Origin of the sequence: Ancylobacter mangrovi, from assembly GCF_024752335.1 — a bacterium.
Taxonomy (GTDB): Bacteria; Pseudomonadota; Alphaproteobacteria; order Rhizobiales; family Xanthobacteraceae; genus Ancylobacter; species Ancylobacter mangrovi.
Genome location: NZ_JANTHY010000001.1, coordinates 955,809 through 974,578, shown reverse-complemented (window position 1 = coordinate 974,578; position 18,770 = coordinate 955,809). Strand labels below are relative to the sequence as shown.

Here is an 18,770-nt window from a genome sequence, read left to right as displayed (position 1 = left end):
TAGAACCGCCGGGAAGCTAAGCCCCTTCAGGAGAACAGCCGTGAAACTGCCTTCCATCGCCGCTCTGGCGCTCGTCAGCTTCGCCGTCGCGGGTTGCGTCACCGAGACCGAGAACAAGGAAAACATGCTGTCCGCCGCGGGCTTCCAGGTACGCATGGCCGACACGCCGACCAAGGTGGCCTCGCTCAAGTCGCTGCCCCCGCACCAGTTCATCGTGCAGAACAAGGACGGGCAGCCGGTGTACATCTACGCCGACCCGACCGTGTGCGGCTGCATCTATTACGGCAACCAGTCGAACTTCCAGTCCTACCAGCAGATGGTGTTCCAGCAGCAGATCGTCAGCCAGGAACAGATGACGGCGATGATCAACCAGCAGGCCGCCTTCGACTTCGGCGCCTGGGGCCCGATGGTCGTGCCGGTGGACGTCTACTGACATTGGCCTGAGCTGCTCCGCCCGGCCGCCGGCCGCTCGGGTGGCGGCCGGTGCCCGGCTTCAGCCTCGCCGCGCGGCGAGGCTGCCGACCCTGGCGAACTTGCCGGCCGCCGGCTCCACGCGCGGGTTCAGCGCCGCCGCCGCGTAAGAGCGCTGCTTCTGCCGCGAGGGCGCCTCGGCGTAGAGCGTGGTCCGCTGGCGGGCGAGCCGGCCGGCGGCACGGATCGCCGCCTCCATGCGGTCGGGCGGGAATTCCTGCCCGTGGGCACCACCCGCGGCGCGGCTGATCGACTCGTCCATCAGCGTGCCGCCGATGTCGTTCGCGCCCGCGCGCAGCGCCGCGACGATGCCGCCCTCCCCCAGCTTCACCCAGCTCGCCTGCACGTTCGGGATCAGCGGATGGAGCGCCAGCCGCCCGACGGCGTGCATCAGCAGCGCCTCGCGCCGGCTCGGCCCCTGCCGCGTGCCGCCCTTCAGGTAGAGCGGCGCCTCCATGTGCAGGAAGGGCAGCGGCACCAGCTCGGTGATGCCGCCGGTCTCGGCCTGCAGGTGGCGCAGGCGCAGCAGGTGCCGCGCCCAGTGCCGGTAATGGTCGACATGGCCGAACATGATCGTCGAGGTGGTCTTCAGCCCGACCCGGTGCGCGGCGCCGACCGTCTCCAGCCATTCAGCCGTGTTCAGCTTGTCCGGGCAAATGATGGCGCGCACCTCGTCGTCGAGGATCTCCGCCGCCGTACCGGGCAGCGTGCCGAGGCCCGCCTCCTTCAGCCGCAGCAGGAACTCGGGCACCGGAAGGCCCAGCGTCGCCGCCCCGTGCCGCACCTCGAGCGCGGAGAAGGCATGGACGTGCATGTCGGGCACCGCCGCCTTCACCGCGCGGATGATCGCGAGGTAGGTCTCGCCGGAGAAGTCCGGATGGATGCCGCCCTGCATGCACACCTCGGTCGCCCCGCGCTCCCAAGCCTCCAGCGCGCGGCGCTGGATCTCGCCGAGATCGAGCTCATAGGGCTTGCCGCGCAGGTGCTCGTTCTGCCGGCCCTTGGAGAAGGCGCAGAAGCCGCAGCGATAGGCGCAGACATTGGTGTAGTTGATGTTGCGGGTGACGACGTAGGACACCGTCTCGCCCACCGTCTCCCGCCGCAGCGCGTCCGCCGCCGCACAGACGCGGCTGGCCTCGTCGCCACGCGCCTCGAACAGGCGGACGATCTCGGCCTCGGACAGCTCGTGCCCGTCGAACGCCTTGTCGAACAGCCGGTCGAGCCGGCCGCCCTCGCCCGCGATCGCCGGGCTCACCGGCCATTCGACCACCGTGTCGTCGAAATCCTCGCCCGCGCCGACCCGCCAGCCGCTCTCATGGGCGAGCCCGCCCGCATCCGCCCGCCGCAGAACATGGGGCGCCACCGCCTTGTCGAGCCAGCGCGGCGCATCGTCGAGATAGGCCGGGTAGACCGCGAGGCGGGGCGCCAGCACCTTGCCGGCCCGGGCGGTCGCGTTGGCGAGCGCGGCGAGCGCGGGCCAGGGCGCCTCCGGATTCACATGGTCGGGCGTCACTGGCGAGACGCCGCCCCAGTCGTTGATGCCGGCGTCGATCAGCGCCTTCAGCCCGTCCGGCTGGAGGTTGGGCGGCGCCTGCAGCGAGATGTCGGTGCCGAGGATCAGCCGCGCGACGGCGACGGTCCACAGATGGTCGTCCAGCGTCGGCTCCGGCGCGTTCGCCATCCGGGTCCCGGCCTTGGCGCGGAAGTTCTGGATGATGACTTCCTGCACATGGCCGTGGCGCTCATGGCTGTCGCGGATGGCGAGCAGCGCCTCGATCCGCTCGGCGCGGGTCTCGCCGATGCCGATCAGCAGGCCGGTGGTGAAGGGCACGCCGGCACGCCCCGCCGCCTCCAGCGTCTCGAGCCGCGCCGCGGGCGCCTTGTCGGGCGAGCCGAAATGCGGGCCGCCGCGCGCGGAAAGGCGCGCGGAGGTGGTCTCGATCATCATGCCCTGCGAGGCGGAGACGGCGCGCAGCCGGCGCAGGTCGTCCTCGCTCATCACCCCGGCATTGAGATGGGGCAGCAGGCCGGTCTCCTTCATGACCAGCCCGGCCATGGCGGCGAGGTAGTCGAGCGTCGAAGCGTAGCCCAGCGCCTCCAGCTCCTCGCGCACCACCCGGTAGCGCAGCTCCGGCTTGTCGCCGAGCGTGAACAGCGCCTCGTCGCAGCCGACCCGCGCGCCGGCGCGGGCGATGTCGAGCACCTCGTCCGGCGTCAGGAAGGCGCGCTGTCCCTTGCGGGGCGGATGGGCGAAGGTGCAGTAGTGGCAGACGTCGCGGCAGAGCTGGGTGAGCGGGATGAACACCTTGCGCGACACGGTGACGGCGGCGCCGAAGGCCGCGTCGCGCCGCGCCGCCGCCGCGCGCATGAGGGCGGGCAAGTCGTCCCGACCCGCCGCCGTCATCTCCGCCAGCGCCGTATCGGCTAGCGCCATGGCCTCGGCGGCCTCGAGCCGCCTGCCGGCCGGCACCTCATCCCGCCGCATCGGCCTCAGCCCTTCATCATCTCGGGAAGCGTCACCAGCTCGACGCCGGCATCGCGCAGCGCCTTGCAGCACGCCTCGGCCACCGCGATGGCGGTCGGCTCGTCGCCATGGATGCACAGCGAGTCGAACTTGGTCGGCATCTTCTTGCCGTTGACCGAGATGATCTCGCCGTCGAGCACCATACGCACGGTGCGCTCGGCGGCGACCTTCGGGTCGCGGATCATGGCGTCGGCATTGGTGCGCAGGCGCAGATTGCCGTCATCCTCGTAGAGACGGTCGATGAAGGCCTCGCGCGCCAGCGGCAGGTCGAGGTCCAGCGCCGCCTTCTCCATCTCCGTGCCCGCCAGGGCGAGATAGTAGAGCGAGGGGTCGACCGTCTTGATCGCGCGGCCGATGGCGAGCGCGTAGTCCTTGTCGATGGCGCACATGTTGTTCAGCGCGCCGTGCGGCTTCACATGGGTGACCTTCATCCCCGCATAGGCCGCCATGCCGGCGAGCGCGCCGAGCTGGTAGGCGACGAGGTATTCGAGGTCGTTCGGGTTCATGCGGATCTGGCGGCGGCCGAAGCCCCACACGTCGTTGAAGCCGGGATGGGCGCCGACCGAGACGCCGCGCTCCTTCGACTTCAGGCAGACCTCGCGCATCACGCCCGGATCGCCGCCATGCTGGCCGCAGGCGACGTTGACGCTCTGCACCAGGTGCAGGATCGCGTCGTCATTGCCGATGTTGTAGTGCCCGTAGCCCTCGCCCATATCGGCGTTGATGTTCATGCGCACTGCCACGGGCCTTCTCCTTCTGGCTGAATGGGTGCGATATTAACACATTAAATAATAATGGAATTCAAGCTCAAACATACTAACATTAGTACGATTGCCGCAACGGCCGGTTCCGGGGCGGCCGACGGGCGTTGCCACGGGGAGGAAGCATGGGCGAACCGCACGAGCGGGCGGACGGGCGCATCGGCGCGCTGGCGCGCTTCCTGCCGGTAGGCGACACCGCCTTCGCGGTCGAGTTCGGCGCGCGCATAGCGCCGGAGATCAACGCCCGCGTCCACCGCGCCGCCGCCGTGCTGGCCGAGGCGGCGCCGGCCGGGCTGGTCGAGACCGTGCCGACCTTCCGCTCGCTGCTGGTGCATTACGACCCGACCCTGACCAGCGCCGCCGCGCTGCAGGACATCGTCGGCGCGCTCGACCTCGGCGAGACGACGCACGGCGCGCTGGCGCGCATCTGGCGGATCCCGGTGCTCTATGGCGAGGAGGCCGGCCCCGATCTCGACGACGTCGCCCGCGTCACCGGCCTCTCGCCAGAGGAGGTGGTGGCCCGCCATGCCGGCGAGGTCTACCGCGTCTATGTGCAGGGGTTCCTGCCCGGCTTCGCCTATATGGGCGACCTGTTGCCCGAGCTCGACCTGCCGCGCCTCTCAACCCCGCGCGTGCGGGTGCCGCCGGGCTCGGTCGCCATCGCCCAGCGCATGACCGGCATCTACCCCGTCGCCTCGCCGGGCGGCTGGCGGCTGCTCGGCAACACGCCGGTGCGCCTGTTCGATCCCTCGCACAGCCCGCCGACGCTCTTAGCGCCCGGGGACGGGGTGCGCTTCGTCCCGGTGGACGCGGACACCCACGCGGAGGTCCGCCGGCAGGTTGCCGACGGCGCCTATATGCCCGACTGCGAGGTGCCGGCATGAGCGCGCGCCTGCATGTCACCCAGCCCGGCCCGCAGATGACGGTGCAGGACCGCGGCCGCATCGGCTTCCAGGCGTTCGGCGTGCCGGTGTGCGGCGCGCTCGACATGGTGGCGCTGCGGCTTGCCAATGCGCTGGTCGGCAACGCGGCGGACGCGGCCGCGCTGGAGTGCCGGCTGGCGGGGCCGGCCTTCACCGTGGAAGGCGGGCCGGCGCGCCTCGCGCTGGCCGGCGCGAGCGCGACCATCGAGGTCACGGCCGAGGGCGACACGCAGCGCTTTTCCGCCTGGCGGGCGGTCGACGTGCCGGCCGGCGCGCGGGTGCGCATCGGCGCGCTGGGCGGCAGCGGCTGCGCGGTGCTCGCGGTCGCGGGCGGGATCGACGTGCCGCAGGTGCTCGGCTCGCGCGCAACCGACCTGAAGGGCGGCTTCGGCGGGCTGGAGGGGCGTCCCGTCGCGCCGGGCGACGTGCTGCCGCTCGGCCCGGCGCCGGCGGCGGGGCCGCCGCTCGAACTGCCGCGCCCGCCCGCGCTCCCCCCCGAAGGGCCGCTGCGGGTGGTGCTGGGCCCGCAGGCCGACGCCTTCACCGAGGACGGCGTAGCCACCTTCCTCGGCACGCCCTACCGCGTCTCGCGCGAGGCGGATCGCATGGGCATGCGGCTCGAGGGCGCGCCGCTCGCCTTCCGGGAGAGCGCCGACATCGTCTCGGACGGCATTGCCGGCGGCTCGATCCAGGTGCCGGGCTCGGGCCTGCCGATCGTGCTGCTCGCGGACCACCAGACCATCGGCGGCTACGCCAAGATCGCCACGCTCATCTCCGCCGACCTGCCGGCCGCCGGGCGCCTGCTGCCGGGCGCCGAGCTGCGCTTCGCGGCGGTGTCGGTCGCCGAAGCGGAGGAGGCGCGGCGCCGGCTCGAAACCGAGATTGGCCGCCTGCTCGCCTCGCTCACGCCGGTACGGGAGGGTGCGCGCGTCGATGAAGCGGCCCTGTTCGGCGAGAATCTCATCTCCGGCGTTGTATCCGCCTTCGAAAGCGAGTAACGGCGCCGAGCGCCGGATAGGATTGCATGATACTGAAGATAGGACGACCTGACTGATTCCGGCGCCAATGCAAGGCCGCCCTGGGAAACGACACTGCCGATGCTCAAGGATTCCGCGGCCGCTCTGGCCAATCCCGACTACCGCCGCAGCCCGGTGCCGCGCTATCTGCAGATCGCCGGCGTCATCCGCCGCCGGATCGAGGACGGCGTGTGGAAGCCGAACGAGAAGATCTCCACGCTGCAGGAGCTCGAGGCGGAGTTCCGGGTCGCCCGCGTCACTGTCCGGCAGGCGGTCGAGGTGCTGCAGAGCGAGGGGCTGGTACGCCGGATCCAGGGCAAGGGCACCTTCGTCTCCGGCTCGGTCGAGGAGAAGCGCTGGCTCAAGCTAGACCTGAAATGGCACTCGCTGGCCGGCACGATCGGCGCCAACGTGCCGCGCTTCCTGCCGGTGACGACCAACCCGCCCCCGCCGCCGATCCGCCCCGAGGACGGCACGCCGGCCCCGCACTACCGCTATCTCGAAAGCGTGCAGTCGCGGCGCGGCCAGCCCTATTCCTTCGCCAAGGTCTATTTCGACGAGCGCATCTACGCGCTCGCGCCCGAGCGCTTCGACCGAGAGCCGACCATCAGCGTCATCGCCACGCTGGACGGCCTCAAGGTGAAGCGGGCGCAGCAGAGCTTCATCGTCGGCACGGTGGAACCGCGCGTCGCCAACCTGCTCGCCACCGGCATCGGCTTCCCGACCGTGGAGGCGCATCTCGTGGTCGAGGACGAGAACGACGTCGTGGTCTATGTCGCCGACATCATCTATCGCGGCGACTGCGTGCAGCTCGACGTCGACCTGCTGCGCTGACGTAGGAAAAACGAGTCGGAACAGGCGCTTGCGGCCTGTTCCGCACAAGGTGATTCATTCACCCCGCCGGCTTCGCGGCGCCGGCCGTTAAGCGCGGCCCTTCTTGCTGATCCGATTCAACGGCGCCGAATATTCGCCGTCTTTTCAATCGGTTGGGCGCGGGGGGCGCGCAACCGGATTCCGCGCCCCGTTCACAAACCGATTCAACCGCCGCCTCGCCTCATTCCGCCTCGTGCGGCGCGTAGGTGGCGGGGTCCACCACCTGCGGGCGGCCCGGCAGGTCGAGCACCGAGGCGCGCGGCGTGCCTTCGGCGATCACCCGCCCGCGGCGCACGACGAACAGCCGCGTCGCCTTGAGCCGGATCGCCTCGATCGGGTCGGCAGCCTGCAGCACGACGAGGTCGGCGTTGCAGCCCGGTGCGATGCCATAGCCTTCCAGCCCCATGATGCGGGCGGGGTTGGTCGTCACCGCCTCGAAGCACCAGGTCATCGCCTCACGCGAGGTCATCTGACCGACATGCAGCGCCATGTGCGCCACTTCCAGCAAGTCGCCCGAGCCGAGCGAGTACCAGGGGTCCATCACGCAGTCATGGCCGAAGGCGACGTTGATCCCCGCCGCCCGCAGCTCTGGCACGCGGGTCATGCCGCGCCGCTTCGGGTAGGTGTCGTGGCGCCCCTGCAGGGTGATGTTGATGAGCGGATTGGCGATGGCATGCACGCCCGCCTCGGCCATCAGCGGGATCAGCTTGGAGACGTAGTAATTGTCCATGGAGTGCATGGAGGTGAGATGCGAGCCCGCCACCCTGCCCTGAAGGCCGAGCCGCTGCGTCTCGTAGCTCAGTGCCTCGATATGGCGCGACATCGGGTCGTCGGTCTCGTCGCAATGGATGTCGACGCGCAGCCCGCGCGCGGCGGCGATCTCGCACAGGGCTTTGAGCGAGGCGGCGCCGTCCGCCATGGTGCGCTCGAAATGGGGAATGCCGCCGACGACGTCGACGCCCATGTCGAGCGCGCGCTCGAGATTGCGGGCGGCGTCCGGCGAGCGGTAGTAGCCGTCCTGCGGGAAGGCGACGAGCTGGAGGTCGATATAGTCCTTCACCCGCTCCCTGACATCGAGCAGCGCCTCGACCGCCAGCAGCCGGTCGTCGCAGATGTCGACATGGGAGCGGATGGCCAGCAGGCCCTGGCTCACCGCGAGGTCGCAATAGGCGAGCGCGCGCTCGATCACCGCCTCATGGGTGAGGAGCGGCTTCAGCTCGCCCCACAGCGCGATGCCCTCCAGCAGCGTGCCGGAGCGGTTCATCCGCGGCAGGCCGAGCGAGAGCGTCGCGTCCATGTGGAAATGCACGTCGACGAAAGGCGGCGCGACGAGCTGGCCGGCGGCGTCGATCACGCGGGCCGCCTCGGTCTCGATGCCCGCTTCCACCGCGACGATGCGCCCGTCCGCGCAGGCGATGTCGACGCCCATCCGGCCGTCGGGCAGGCGGGCATTGCGTATCAGGAGATCGAGGCTCATCGCTGACCTTTGAAATAGGGCTTCATGAGAGCGCGCGGATAGTCGGCGCGGCGGGCCACCAGCACTAGCGCGGCGATGGAGAAAATATAGGGCAGCATGAGGAAGATCTGGCTCGGCACCGCCCCGCCGGTGATGGTCTGCAGGCGGAGCTGGTAGGCGTCGAGCGCGCCGAACAGCAGCGCCCCGACGAGCGCCTTGCCCGGCCGCCAGGAGGCGAACACGGTCAGCGCGATGCACACCCAGCCGCGCCCGTTGATCATGCCGAAATAGAAGGCATTGAAGGCGGACAGGGTGAGGAAGGCGCCGCCCAGCGCCATCAGCGCCGAGCCGGCCATCACCGCGCCCATGCGCAGGCCGATCACCGAAAGTCCCTGCGCCTCCACCGCCTCGGGATTGTCGCCCACCGCCCGCAGCGCGAGGCCGAGCGGCGTGCGCGCCAGCACGAAGGCGACGAGGATGACGCAGGCGAAGGCGAGCACGGTGAAGGCGGTCTGCTGCCCCACGATCGGGCCGATGAAGGGCAGATCGCCGATGACCGGCACGTCGAGCGGGGGGAAGGGCTCGATGCGCGGCGGCGTGCCGACATTGGGGAAGGCGACGCGATAGCCGAAATAGGCGGCCGAGGTCGCGAGCAGCGTCACCCCGATGCCGGTGACGTGCTGCGACAGGCCGAGCGGCACGGTGAGCACGCCATGGACGAGGCCGAAGCCGGCGCCCACCAGCGCGGCGACCAGCACGCCGCCCCAGAGCGGCAGGCCGAGATAGACCGCCAGCCAGCCCGACATGGCGCCGGCGACGAAGATGCCCTCGATGCCGAGATTGAGCACGCCCGCCCGCTCGCACAGCAGCGCGCCGAGCACGCCGAAGATCAGCGGGGTGGCGATGCGGATGGTCGCAGCCCAGAAATTGGCCTGCAGCAGGATGTCCAGCGCGTCGAGCATCAGGCGGCCTCCCGGCGGACGAGGACGAGGCGGAAACGCGTCAGCAGGCCGCCGATCAGCACGCTCAGCAGCGCGAAGGCGACGACGAGGTCGGCGAGGTAGTTGGAGACGCCGATCGCCCGGCTCATGCTGTCCGCGCCCACGAACACGGCGGCGATGAAGATCGCCGAGGGGACGACGCCGAGCGGCGAGAGATTGGCCAGCGTCGCCACCACGATGCCGGCATAGCCGAAGCCGGGCGAGAGGTCGGAGGTGAGGTAGCCTTTCAGCCCCGCCACCTCGCTCGCCCCGGCGAGGCCGGCGAGCCCGCCCGACAGCAGGCTGACCAGCGCCAGCGAGCGGCCCACGGGCAGGCCCGCATAGCGGGCGGCGCGGGCGTTCTCGCCCACCGCGCGGATGCGGAAGCCCCACACCGTGCGCGAGATCAGCACGTGCAGCAGCACGGCGGCGGCGACGGCGATGACGAGGCCCCAATGGAGCCTGAGCCCGGTGAAGAGCTTGGGCAGCGTCGCCTCGTCGAGCACGGGGGCGGATTGCGGCCAGCCGAGAGCCATCTCGTCCTTCATCGGGCCCTCGATCATCATCTGCACGAACAGCAGCACGATGAAGTTCATCAGCAGCGTGACCACCACCTCGTCGGCGCCGAAGCGCGACTTGAACAGCACCGGCACGAGCAGCAGCGCGGCGCCCGCCAGCGCCCCGGCGAGCAGCACCAGCGGCAGCAGCACATAGGCCGGCGCCTCGATCAGCCCGGCGCCGAGCGCGACCGTCGCCAGCGCCCCGGCATAGAGCTGGCCCTCGGCTCCGATGTTCCAAAGTTTGGCGCGGAACGCGACCGCCGCGGCCAGCCCGGTGAAGATCAGCGGCGTGGCGCGGGTCAGCGTCTCGGCGAGCGCGAAGCCGCTGCCGGCCGCGCCGAGCGCCATCAGCCGGAAGGCGTCGAGGATCGGTGCACCGGAGAGCGCCAGCGGGAGGGCGGTGAGCAGCAGCGCAGCGAGGCCCGAGCCGACCGGCACGGCGATGGTGAGCCAGAGCGGCGTGCGCTCGCGCGGCACGAAGCGGATCATCGCGCGCCCCTCCCCGGCCCGGCCGAGCGGTTGCTGCTGTGCGTCGGGCGATCCATCACGCGGCCTCCCCGGGCATGTGGCCGGCCATCATCAGCCCGACCGTGCGCACGTCGAGCCCTTCCGCCACCATGGCCGGAGACAGGTGCCCGGCATGGACCACGGCGATGCGGTCGGACAGGGCGAACAGCTCGTCGAGATCCTCGGAGATCAAAAGCACCCCCGCCCCGCGCCCGCGCGCCGCGATCAGGCGCCGATGCACCTCGGTGGTGGCGCCGATGTCGAGGCCGCGCGTGGGCTGATGGGCGAGGATGAGGCGCGGCGCGCGCTCCAGCACCCGGGCCAGCACCACCTTCTGCATGTTGCCGCCGGACAGCGCGCGGATCGCCGCGTCGGGTCCGGGACAGCGAATGTCATAGGCCCTGATCGCCTCCCCCGTGCGCGCCCGGATGCCGGCGCGGCGAAGGAAGCCGAAGGCCTGGTTGCCGGCCTCGGAAACGGTCTCCAGCACGTAGTTCTCGGCGACGCTGAGCGCGCCGATGGTGCCGTCGCGATGGCGGTCCTCTGGAATGCGCCCCACCCCGGCGGCGATCCGGCCGGCGGTATCGGCTTCGCCCGCCGGCGCGCCGGCGATCGTCACCTCGCCCGAGCGGGCGGCCGCGAGCCCGGCGACGAGAGCGGCCAGCGCGCCCTGCCCGTTGCCCGACACGCCGGCGATGCCGACGATCTCGCCGGCGCGCAGCACGAGATCGGCCGCCTCCAGCCGGTCGCGCTGGCCGGGTTTGCCGACGCTCGCCGCACGCAGCTCCAGCACCGGCGCGCCAGGCGTGGTGGGCGGGCGCTCGCGCGCGGGGATGGCGCGGCCGACCATCAGCTCGGCCAGCGTCGCCCGGTCGGCCCCGGCGGTCGGCCGGTCCGCCACCTTGGCGCCGCCGCGCAGCACCACGACGCGCTCGCACAGGGCCAGCACCTCGTGCAGCTTGTGGCTGATGAAGATGACGGCGAGGCCCCTCCCCGCCAGCCGGCGCACGGTGGCGGCGAGCCCGTCCGCCTCCTGCGGCGTCAGCACGGCGGTCGGCTCGTCGAGGATGAGCACGCGCACCTCGCGATAGAGCGCCTTCAGAATCTCGATGCGCTGCTGCTCGCCGACCGAGAGCCGCGCCACCGGCACGTCGAGGTCGGCGGCGAGCCCGCTTTCCTCGATCAGGCGCTCCACCCGCGCCCGCGCCTCGCGGCGCTTCAGCCGTGTGCTCCACAGCGACTGGGTGCCGAGCACGATGTTCTCGAAGCCGGTGAGGTTCTCAGCCAGCGCGAAATGCTGGTGCACCATGCCGATGCCCGCCTCCAGCGCCGCCTCGGCCGAGCCGCCCGGCAGGGGCGCGAGCTGCCCGTCCGCGCCGGCGACGTTCACCGTCCCCTCGTCGGCGACGTAGTGGCCGAACAGGATGCTCATCAGCGTGGTCTTGCCGGCGCCGTTCTCGCCGAGCAGCGCGACGATCTCGCCCGCGCGCACGTCGAGGTCGATGCGGTCATTGGCCGTCAGCGGACCGAAGCGCTTGGTGATGCCGGTCAGCGAGAGCACGAGGGGACGGGGATCGGGATGCATGAGCTGGAGCCGCAACCGGTTGCCTTGTCTGGACCCTCGTCCCGGCCGGGAGAGGTCGGCCGCGCCGCGGCCGGACGAGGGAAGCGCGCTCCCCCCGTCCTCGCGCTCTCCCGCGAAGGGAGAGGCGCGGCCCTCACATGGTGGATTTGGGCTCGGCGTCGTTCACGTTGACCCGGAACAGGCCGTCCTTGATCTCCTTTTCCTTGAGCAGGACGAGGTCGATCACCTCCGGCGGCACCAGCTTGGGGTCGAGCGTGGCGAGGCTGGCGCCGCCCTGGGCCATGTAGCTGAACGGGCCGTAATCCTCGGCGGTGAAGGTGCCGTCCATCACCGCCTTGATGGCGCGGTCGACGGTCGGCTCCATGTGCCACAGGGCGGAGGCGACCACCGTGCCGGGATAGTCGCCGGCGGTGTCGATGACGTTGCCGATCGCCTTGATGCCGCGCTCCTTGGCGGCGTCCGACACGCCGAAGCGCTCGGCGTAGAGAATGTCCGCGCCCTTGTCGATCTGGGCGAAGGCCGCCTCCTTGGCCTTGGGCGGGTCGTACCAGCTGTTGATGAAGGTCACGAGGAACTTCACGTCCGGGTTCACCGAGACCGCGCCTTCCATGAAGGCCTGCATCAGCCGGTTGACCTCCGGGATGGCGTAGCCGCCAACCAGGCCGATGATGTTCGACTTGGTCAGCTTGCCGGCCACCATGCCGGTGAGAAAGGACGGCTCGTGGATGAAATTGTCGAACACCGAGAAATTGGGCTTGGTCGGACCGAAGGACGAGCCCATCAAATAGGCAGTATCGGGATAGTCCGCCGCAACCTTGCGCGCCGGGCGCTCCACCGCGAAGACTTCGCCGACGACGAGGTCGGCGCCTTCCTGCGAATACTGGCGCATGACGCGCTCGTAGTCGGTGTTGGCGACGTTCTCGGAGAACTTGTAGGTGATGTCGCCGCGCGCCTCGGCGGCCTTGAGCGCCTTGTGGATGCGCGAGACCCACTGCTGCTCGACCGGCACCGTGAAGATCGCGGCGACCTTGATCGGCTTTTCCTTGGCGGCCAGAGCCGCACCGCTGAACGTGCTGAAGGCGAGCGCCCCCGCGCCGAGCGCGAGCAGCCGCCGCCGGTCAATCTGGCCTGACGAGAAGAGCGGCAGGCTTTCGGACGTGTCGACCATCTTAACTTCTCCCGAGCAAAGGGGCGGCGGCGCGCTGAATTGCGGACCGCTTGGACCGAATTCCATGCGATTGCCATGCCAATTTCGAACTGTTCAGTCCGAAAAGTCACGAGCCTTTTTCGGATCGTCCCCAACGTCAAGCCGGTTGCGCCGCGCCGGAGGCCGGGCGGCGTGTCGGACGGGATGCCGGAAGGGTGTCGGCGGGGTGCGCTAGGCCCAGACGGCGCGCAGGTAGCGGATGATGAAATCGGGCATGGCCGGCCCGAGATCGGCCTCGCTGCGGGCGATGACCACCTCGTCCACTTCGGGCCGGTCCTCGCGGGCGATGAAGCCGCGGATGCGGGCGGCCAGCACCTCCGCGCTCACCGGAGCGACGAGCTCGCGCATCAGCACGATGCGCCGCGCGTCGCGCAGCGCGACCCAGCCGCTTGCCGACGCGAAATCGGCCGACCTGAGGCCGGTCTCCTCGGCGAGCTCGCGCCACATGCCGGCTTCGAGGTCTACCCGCCCGTCGGACGTGACGTCGGAGGGATCGGGCGTGCCGGTGGCGAAGTAGACGCGCCCGGCATTGAAGGTCCATGGCGCCTGGCGCGCCAGCACGAAGCCGCCATCCGAGCCGCGCAGCGCGGCGGCGGCGAAGCAGTTGCGCAGATCGGGCACGGCGTCCTCGCGCAGCAGCCAGAGCAGCGTCGCGTAGTCGGTCTCGACGCAGTGCCCGCGCAGCGTGCGGCCGGCGATGGCGCCCTCGCCCATGAGCAGCACGCGCCCGTTCCACAGTTCCGGGCGCTCGCGCAGCAGCCGCGCGAAATGGGCGTCGATCGCCGTCCGGTGGCGCTGCGAATAGGCGCAGGGCCCGGAATCGAGGTGGAGATCGAGACGGTCGAGCTCGATCATGTCGATGGCGGAGGCGTCCGTCACGCGCCGCCCGCGGTCCCGCTGCGGCCCTCAGACATGGATGACGCCCTCGGAGACGATGACCGCGCCGCCGCCGATGGTCACCGCGACCAGCTCGCCCTGCTCGACCTCCAGCCCCAGCCGCACCAGGCTGGGGCGGCCCATCTCCACCCCCTGCAGGATGTCGAAGGCGTGGAAGCCGTCCTCCGGCTTCTCGCCGGCCATCAGCACCGCCGCCAGCGAGGCGGCCGCCGAGCCCGTGGCCGGGTCCTCGTCGATGCCCATATTGGCGGCGAACATGCGCGCGCGCAGGTCGCCCTCCCCGTCCTCGTCGCGGCAGAACACGTAGACCGAGTCCGCCTCGCCGCCGAAGGTGCCGATCAGCCGGCCGGCGCTGGGGCTGATGCGGGCCAGCGCCGAGCGCGAGGCGAGCGGGATGCACACGAAGGGCACGCCGGCCGAGGCGACGACCGGTTGATAATCGTCGAAGCCGATGTCGTCGAGGTCGAGGCCGAGCGCCTGGGCGCAGGCCTCCCGGCTCATCGGCTCGACATCCACGATCTCCGGCACCCGCGGCACGGTGAAGGTGGCCGAGCCCGCGCGCTCGCCGCGCACGTTCACATGGCAGGGAATGACGCCGACATTCTCCTCCAGCGCGAAATCGGTGCTGGTCTCCACCTCGTCGCGCAGCGCCAGCAGCACCGAGGTGCCGACCGTGGGATGGCCGGCGAAGGGGAGCTCGTGATTGACGGTGAAGATGCGCAGCCGCGCGCGGCTCGTCTCCTCCTCGGGCTTCAGCACGAACACCGTCTCGGAGAGGTTGAACTCGCGGGCGATGGCCTGCATTTGGTTGCCGTCCAGCCCGTCCGCGTCGAGCACGACGGCGAGCGGGTTGCCCGAAAGGATCCGGTCCGTAAAGACGTCGAGAATGACGAAACGGCGTGCCATGGCGCTCAAAGCTTCTCCGGTGTGAAGACGCGCGAGGGCGTCACGAATTCGTCCTGCGCCGCCACGGTCAGGATCTCCCGCGAGCCGGCGGCCGCGGTGCGGGCAAGCAAGCCATAGGCCGAGGAGGCAGCCTTGGAGAGCGCCTCGGCGGTGGAATGGGTGCTCTTCCAGTGCACGAAGAACAGCGCGGCGATGGCGTCGCCCGCACCGTTGACCGAGATGTCGAGCTTGGGCGTGCGCACGCGGAAGGCCCCGTCCGGCCCGGACGCCATCAGGTCGATCGCGTCGGCCGGGGTATCCTCCGTGTGCAGGCTGGTCACCATGATGACGCGCGGCCCCGTGGCGTGCACCGCCGCGCAGGCGGCCCGCGCATCGGCCAGCGTGGTCGTGGTCTGGCCGGCGAGATAGTCGAGCTCGAACTGGTTCGGCGTGATCAGGTCCGCCGCCGGCACCGCCCGCTCGCGCATGAATTCGGGGATTCCGGGCCGCACGAAGATGCCGCGCCCGACGTCGCCGATCACCGGGTCGCAGCAGTAATGCGCGGCGGCATTGGCCGCCTTCACCCGCCCGACCGTGTCGAGGATGGCGTCGCCGATATCGGCCGCGCCCATGTAGCCCGAGAGCACGCCGTCGCAGCGCGGCAGCACGTTCCGGTCCTCCATGCCGCCGACCAGTTCGCGGATCAGCTCGCCGCCGAACACCTCGCCGCGCCAGGCGCCGTAGCCGGTGTGGTTCGAGAACTGCACGGTGTGGATGCCCCACACCTCATGGCCGAGCCGCTGCATCGGAAACATGGCGGAAGCGTTGCCGACATGACCATAGGCAACCCAGCTCTGTATCGACAGGATGTTCATATGCGCGCGCCCCGACCGGTTGGAACGATCCGCGCTTATCGTGCGCGACGCAAGGGCTCAAACGAAAATCGGTGAGCAAACGCATAATGTTGACGCATGTGTCCCGGCTGCCCGCGCCGCATCCGGCCGGTTCGACGCCGACGCGCATGCCCGGACGCCCCTGCCCGGCACCCCTTGCCCGGCGTCCCGGCCCGTGCCACAGGCAGGCCCATGACCGAGATGCTCTCTGCCGTCGCCCTCGCCCACGCCGTGCGCGCCGGGCGCCTCACCCCCGCCGACATCGCCGAACGCTGCGCCGAAACGATCCGCGCGCAGGAGCCGCAGGTGCGCGCCTTCGCCACGCTCGACCTTGACGGCATGCTCGCCCGCTCGCGCGAGGCGGGGCTCGCCGAGCGCCCGCTCGCTGGCCTGCCGATCGGCATCAAGGACGTGCTCGACACGGCCGCGCTGCCGACCGAACGCGGCTCGCCGCTCTATGCCGGCTACCGGCCGGCCGCCGACGCCGCGGTCGTGCGCATGGCGCTGCGGGCCGGCGCGGTGATGGCGGGCAAGATGGCAACCACCGAATTCGCCTTCATGAAGCCGGCCGCCACGCGCAACCCGCGCCGGCACGCCCACACGCCGGGCGGCTCCTCGGCGGGATCGGCGGCGGCGGTCGCGGCGGGCATGCTGCCTCTCGCGCTCGGCACCCAGACCGCCGGCTCGGTGATCCGCCCGGCATCCTTCTGCGGCGTTACCGGCTACAAGCCGTCCTTCAAGCTGATCCCGGTGCTGGGCCTCAAGGTGTTCGCCTGGTCGCTCGACACGATCGGCCTGTTCGGCGCCCATGTCGGCGACGTCGCCTTCGCGGCCGCGGCGATGACGGGGCGCGACCTTCAGCCGGACGAGGAGAGCGAGGCGCCCCATTTCGCGCTGGCGAAGACCGCGCGCGCCGACCAGGCCTCGCCCGACGCCCACGCCGCGCTGAAGGCCGCCGCAGAGGCGGCGCGCAAGGCGGGCGCGCGCGTCACCGAGATCGAGCTGCCGCCGGAGATCGAGGCGAGCGACGAGGCGCAGGGCGTGATCCAGTCCTACGAGGCGGCGCTGGCCTTCGCGGACGAATGGGACCGGCATCGCGAGCAGCTCTCGGACATGCTCGCCGCGTATCTCGCCGACGGGATGACCATCGCGCCGGAGACCTACGACGCCGCCCGCCGCACCGCCCGGCGCGGGCGCCACGCGCTGGCGGACCTGTTCGCCGGGTATGACGCGCTCCTCACCTTCTCCGCTCCGGGCGAAGCGCCGGAGGGCCACGCCAGCACCGGCTCGCCGATGTTCAACAGGCTGTGGACGCTGAGCGGCGCTCCTTGCGTGAACGTCGCCGGCCTCACCGGGGCGAGCGGGCTGCCGATGGGCGTCCAGGTTGTAGGCCGCTTCGGTCGCGACAAGGCGACGCTTGGCGCCGCGCGGTTTCTGGAGCGGGCGATTGCCGCTGCGTGACGCAGTAACGTTCCCAACGAATACAGATAAAGACGTAAGGTAATACCAATTTCATCTCCTCCCTTGACTAGCGACAATTTACTAAGGATTGTCGTCGAATAGTTGGGCGTTTTCCTTTGGGGGAGAGAGCCAGATGAGCCTCAAGTCGCTTCTGCTAGGCAGCGTGGCCGGTGCTGCGCTTGCCGTTCCGGCCTTCGCGGCCGATATGTCCTACCCCGTCAAGGCTCCGCCGCCGATCGTGGCCGTTCCGGTGTTCACCTGGACCGGCTTCTATCTCGGCGCGAACGTCGGTTACGGGTGGGGTGACGGTTCCGCGCCCTGGGACCGTTACTTCAATTATTACTACGGGGGCTGGGACGGTTACAGCTACACGGGTGGCGTCGATCCGGAAGGTTGGTTCGGCGGCTTCCAGCTCGGCTACAACTACCAGTTCATCAACAACGTCGTGCTGGGCGTCGAGGCCGATTTCGATTTCGGCTCGCTCGACGACAAGCTGAACTACTACGCCTACGCCACCGCACCCGGCGTTCTCGCCGAGAGCTACGGGTCGGTCCGGACCAAGATCGAGGCCTTCGGCACCATCCGTGCCCGCCTCGGCTACGCGATGGACCGCTTCCTGCCCTACGTCACCGGCGGTCTCGCCTGGGGCAACGTCAAAGCCTCCGGGGATGTGAGCAACTACATCAACGGCGTCTACCAGCCGGGTCTGTCGGGTTCCGCGTCCAGCAGCGACACGCTGTGGGGCTGGACGGTGGGTGCCGGCCTCGAATACGCCTTCACCGACAACTGGACGGCGAAGATCGAATATCTCTACGCCGACCTGGGCGACATCACCTGGGACGGCTCGTCCAGCACGGACATCGACGCCAAGCTGCAGACCATCAAGGTCGGCGTGAACTACAAGTTCTGAGCCGACGCTGCGGCGTCACGCGAACGGGAGAGCGGGTGACGGCGGCTTCGCCGGCCCGCTCGTCCTTTCGGCGTCTCACTGGACGCCGACAAGATCGGCGACCGCGCTCCATATGGCGTCCTTGGCGCCCACGGAGGGCGGCGGCGCGATGATGGTCGCGGGCTTCGGGTTCTTCTCGCCATCGGGCATGAGGCGGGCGAACCAGATCTCGCCATCGGTGTAATAGGGATCGCCGCCACCGTTGCGGCCGAACAGGGTCGGGCCGAGCCCGGTCACCTGATAGATGACGCGCACCACGCCGGCGGCCTTCAGGTCGTCGATCAGCAGGTCGCGCACGGCGTCGACATCCGGGCCGATATGGTGCGTGACCGCGCCGGTGTCGTGGCTGAGCCCGACGCCGCGATCATAGGTCGCCGAGCCGAGCCAGACCGGATCGCCCTCCTCGCCGCGCTCCAGCACCTTCCAGAACCGCACATGGTCGCGCCGGTCGGCACTGCGGCCGACCTCCTTCTCGAAGGCGAGGTCCTGCTTGCGCCCGTCATAGAAGAGCGGGCTCACCGGCGCCTGCGGATCCGGGCGGTCGAGCAGCACCGAGCCGACGATGTCGATGCTCGACTTGAGCGTCACCGGATCGGCGGGGCGCCATCCGGCCGCGATCATGGCCTGGATCACGTCCTGCTGCCGGCCGACCAGGCCGACGTCGATCGGGTCGCCCGGAATGCCCTGCTTGGTCTCGGTCACCATCGGCAGGTGACGGATGCCTGGCTGGTCCTCGTAATGCGTCCACAGCCGCGGCAGCATCACATAGGCCGCCGCCGCCCAGACCAGGAACGCGGCCAGGACCCAGTGCCAGATCCGCCG

The 18,770-nt window shown here is 70.4% G+C and carries 17 protein-coding genes; 6 read left to right on the top strand and 11 right to left on the bottom strand.

What is annotated here, in order from left to right; all coding sequences use genetic code 11:
* Positions 1–40 precede the first annotated feature (40 nt).
* Positions 41–433: a hypothetical protein gene (locus NVS83_RS04790; RefSeq protein ID WP_258738295.1), complete on the top strand. Its 393-nt coding sequence runs from the start codon at positions 41–43 to the stop codon at positions 431–433.
* 60 nt (positions 434–493) lie between these two features.
* Here the strand turns inward: NVS83_RS04790 and cofH are convergent, their stop codons facing one another.
* Together cofH and NVS83_RS04780 are read right to left on the bottom strand one after the other, a co-directional pair.
* Positions 494–2,956, bottom strand: a complete 2,463-nt coding sequence (cofH, locus tag NVS83_RS04785) for a 5-amino-6-(D-ribitylamino)uracil--L-tyrosine 4-hydroxyphenyl transferase CofH (RefSeq protein WP_374115012.1) — start codon at positions 2,954–2,956, stop codon at positions 494–496.
* Between the two features lie 5 nt (positions 2,957–2,961).
* Positions 2,962–3,726: a LamB/YcsF family protein gene (locus NVS83_RS04780; RefSeq protein WP_258738484.1), complete on the bottom strand. Its 765-nt coding sequence runs from the start codon at positions 3,724–3,726 to the stop codon at positions 2,962–2,964.
* 155 nt (positions 3,727–3,881) lie between these two features.
* Here NVS83_RS04780 and pxpB point away from each other — a divergent pair, with 155 nt between their 5' ends.
* The 3 genes from pxpB (at position 3,882) to NVS83_RS04765 (ending at position 6,529) form a co-directional block, all read left to right on the top strand.
* Positions 3,882–4,640: a 5-oxoprolinase subunit PxpB gene (gene pxpB, locus NVS83_RS04775; protein WP_258738294.1), complete on the top strand. Its 759-nt coding sequence runs from the start codon at positions 3,882–3,884 to the stop codon at positions 4,638–4,640.
* Positions 4,637–5,677, top strand: a complete 1,041-nt coding sequence (locus NVS83_RS04770; protein ID WP_258738293.1) for a 5-oxoprolinase subunit C family protein — start codon at positions 4,637–4,639, stop codon at positions 5,675–5,677. Before pxpB ends, NVS83_RS04770 begins: the two co-directional genes overlap by 4 nt.
* A gap of 99 nt (positions 5,678–5,776) precedes the next feature.
* Positions 5,777–6,529: a GntR family transcriptional regulator gene (locus NVS83_RS04765; RefSeq protein WP_258730625.1), complete on the top strand. Its 753-nt coding sequence runs from the start codon at positions 5,777–5,779 to the stop codon at positions 6,527–6,529.
* Positions 6,530–6,749: 220 nt separating this feature from the next.
* Here the strand turns inward: NVS83_RS04765 and NVS83_RS04760 are convergent, their stop codons facing one another.
* The 8 genes from NVS83_RS04760 to pdxY form a co-directional block, all read right to left on the bottom strand.
* Positions 6,750–8,045: an amidohydrolase family protein gene (locus NVS83_RS04760; protein ID WP_258738292.1), complete on the bottom strand. Its 1,296-nt coding sequence runs from the start codon at positions 8,043–8,045 to the stop codon at positions 6,750–6,752.
* Positions 8,042–8,986, bottom strand: coding sequence for an ABC transporter permease (locus NVS83_RS04755; protein ID WP_258738291.1), 945 nt, complete (start codon positions 8,984–8,986; stop codon positions 8,042–8,044). The genes NVS83_RS04760 and NVS83_RS04755 overlap by 4 nt, the downstream gene beginning before the upstream one ends.
* Positions 8,986–10,053, bottom strand: a complete 1,068-nt coding sequence (locus tag NVS83_RS04750) for an ABC transporter permease (protein ID WP_258738290.1) — start codon at positions 10,051–10,053, stop codon at positions 8,986–8,988. The genes NVS83_RS04755 and NVS83_RS04750 overlap by 1 nt, the downstream gene beginning before the upstream one ends.
* A 55-nt stretch (positions 10,054–10,108) precedes the next feature.
* Positions 10,109–11,656, bottom strand: a complete 1,548-nt coding sequence (locus NVS83_RS04745; protein ID WP_258738289.1) for an ABC transporter ATP-binding protein — start codon at positions 11,654–11,656, stop codon at positions 10,109–10,111.
* Positions 11,657–11,789: 133 nt separating this feature from the next.
* Positions 11,790–12,824 carry a BMP family protein gene (locus tag NVS83_RS04740; protein ID WP_258730630.1) on the bottom strand — a complete coding sequence of 345 codons (1,035 nt, stop codon included), beginning with the start codon at positions 12,822–12,824 and terminating at the stop codon, positions 11,790–11,792.
* A 210-nt stretch (positions 12,825–13,034) separates the two neighbouring features.
* Positions 13,035–13,742 carry an NUDIX domain-containing protein gene (locus NVS83_RS04735; protein WP_258738288.1) on the bottom strand — a complete coding sequence of 236 codons (708 nt, stop codon included), beginning with the start codon at positions 13,740–13,742 and terminating at the stop codon, positions 13,035–13,037.
* 27 nt (positions 13,743–13,769) lie between these two features.
* Positions 13,770–14,666, bottom strand: a complete 897-nt coding sequence (locus NVS83_RS04730) for a PhzF family phenazine biosynthesis protein (RefSeq protein WP_258738287.1) — start codon at positions 14,664–14,666, stop codon at positions 13,770–13,772.
* A gap of 5 nt (positions 14,667–14,671) precedes the next feature.
* The gene (gene pdxY / locus NVS83_RS04725; RefSeq protein ID WP_258738286.1) at positions 14,672–15,520 is read right to left on the bottom strand and encodes a pyridoxal kinase PdxY; all 849 of its coding nucleotides are present in this window, start codon (positions 15,518–15,520) and stop codon (positions 14,672–14,674) included.
* Between the two features lie 210 nt (positions 15,521–15,730).
* Between pdxY and NVS83_RS04720 the strand changes: the two genes are divergently transcribed.
* Together NVS83_RS04720 and NVS83_RS04715 are read left to right on the top strand one after the other, a co-directional pair.
* On the top strand, positions 15,731–16,999 hold the full coding sequence (locus NVS83_RS04720) for an amidase (protein ID WP_258738285.1): 1,269 nt from the start codon (positions 15,731–15,733) through the stop codon (positions 16,997–16,999).
* 133 nt (positions 17,000–17,132) lie between these two features.
* Entirely contained in the window at positions 17,133–17,909 is a 777-nt protein-coding gene (locus tag NVS83_RS04715; RefSeq protein WP_258730635.1) for an outer membrane protein, read from the top strand.
* A 75-nt stretch (positions 17,910–17,984) separates the two neighbouring features.
* Here NVS83_RS04715 and NVS83_RS04710 read toward each other — a convergent pair whose 3' ends face one another.
* A complete protein-coding gene (locus tag NVS83_RS04710) occupies positions 17,985–18,710 on the bottom strand; it encodes an LssY C-terminal domain-containing protein (protein WP_258738483.1) in 726 nt (241 codons plus the stop codon).
* Positions 18,711–18,770: the final 60 nt, after the last annotated feature.